The sequence below is a fragment of the Trueperella sp. LYQ143 genome, assembly GCF_046599595.1.
GTDB lineage: Bacteria > Actinomycetota > Actinomycetes > Actinomycetales > Actinomycetaceae > Trueperella.
Map to the genome: position 1 here is coordinate 1 of NZ_JBKIWR010000036.1, position 773 is coordinate 773.

1 protein-coding gene is annotated in these 773 nt (G+C 52.8%); it reads left to right on the forward strand.

Annotated elements, in window-relative coordinates:
• Nucleotides 1-773 (forward strand): Rib/alpha-like domain-containing protein (locus ACLHIL_RS08930; RefSeq protein WP_411297611.1); only part of this gene is annotated, 773 nt, incomplete at both ends.

A 773-nucleotide genomic window follows, 5' to 3' on the forward strand; every position in this document is an offset into this window, starting at 1 on the left:
AGAAGGATGCGGAGAAGTACACGCCTGAGGTCGAGAATAAGTCGATCAAGAAGGGTGATCCGGTTCCGGCTGCTGGTGACATGATTAAGAACAAGGCTGATTTGCCGTCGGGTACGTCTTTTGAGTATGTGGATGCTGATGGTAATCCGGTTACTCCGAAGAGTGATACGCCTGGTGATCAGGATGTGACGATCAAGGTGACCTATCCGGATAAGTCTACGGAGACGGTGACGGGTAAGATCACGGTGACTGATCCGGATGCTGGTAAGAAGGATGCGGAGAAGTACACGCCTGAGGTCGAGAATAAGTCGATCAAGAAGGGTGATCCGGTTCCGGCTGCTGGTGACATGATTAAGAACAAGGCTGATTTGCCGTCGGGTACGTCTTTTGAGTATGTGGATGCTGATGGTAATCCGGTTACTCCGAAGAGTGATACGCCTGGTGATCAGGATGTGACGATCAAGGTGACCTATCCGGATAAGTCTACGGAGACGGTGACGGGTAAGATCACGGTCACTGATGCTGCTCCGACTAAGCCGGTTGTTGATCCGATCAAGGCTGGCGATGACAAGGTTAAGGTTGGCGAGCCACTGGTTGGCGATACCGTTGTGGTGACCTTGCCTGATGGTTCTGAGGTTGTTGTTACGAAGGATCCGACCACTGGTAAGTGGACCACGGGTACCGGCACGGAAGTTCCGGTCAAGGATGGCAAGTTGGAGATTCCGGTTGATCCGGCCAAGACCACTGAAGGTGGCGAGGTTACTGTCGTGACC